At 76.5% G+C, this 629-nt stretch carries 1 protein-coding gene; it reads right to left on the reverse strand.

What is annotated here, in order from left to right; all coding sequences use genetic code 11:
* The coding region (locus G3I53_RS16970; RefSeq protein ID WP_343240636.1) for a wax ester/triacylglycerol synthase domain-containing protein at positions 1-457 on the reverse strand (457 nt) is incomplete at its 3' end.
* Positions 458-629 lie beyond the last annotated feature (172 nt).

Here is a 629-nt window from a genome sequence, read left to right on the forward strand (position 1 = left end):
ACGCGCCGTCCTGTGCGGGGAGGACGTGGGCCTCCCAGGGGGGCCGGGAGCGGTCCAGCGGGCGTTCCATGAGGCGGCCGGCCGCCGCGTGGAAGTCGGGTGCCGGCGCGTGCAGCCGGACGTGGTCCTGCGGGTCGAAGCGCGGGTCGGGTTCGCGGCGGGCGCCGCCGAAGGAGAGGGGGCGGCGCAGGGCCGCGGCGAGGGGTTCGCCCTGCCCGGTCCAGGGGCGCCGGAGCGCCGCCAGCGAGCTGCCGGTGAGCGGGCGCCACACGTCCCGGATGCGCATCCGCAGTCCGGGGACGGCGGCGGCGCGGGAGGCGAGGAGGTCGGCCGCGTGGGCACCCGCGGCACCGGAGCCGGCCGGGAAGACGCCGAGCGCCGCGAGGTGCATCGGGTGGTCGGCGGACTCGATGTTCCAGAACGCCAGGTCGAGAGGAGCGAGCAGGTCTGCGGTCACGGGCTGGCCTCGCAGCGACGACGGGATGGATCAGCAGTCAATCGCCCCCGGCCGATTACGGTCAAGTACGATCCGGCTACGTATAGTTAACAGCACATTACATCGCCCGGCCCCCGCACCGGGGCGGTGCGGGGGCCGGGACGGGCGGGGCGGGCGCGGTCAGCGGGGCGGC

The sequence above is a fragment of the Streptomyces sp. SID14436 genome (genome assembly GCF_010548465.1).
Lineage (GTDB): Bacteria > Actinomycetota > Actinomycetes > Streptomycetales > Streptomycetaceae > Streptomyces.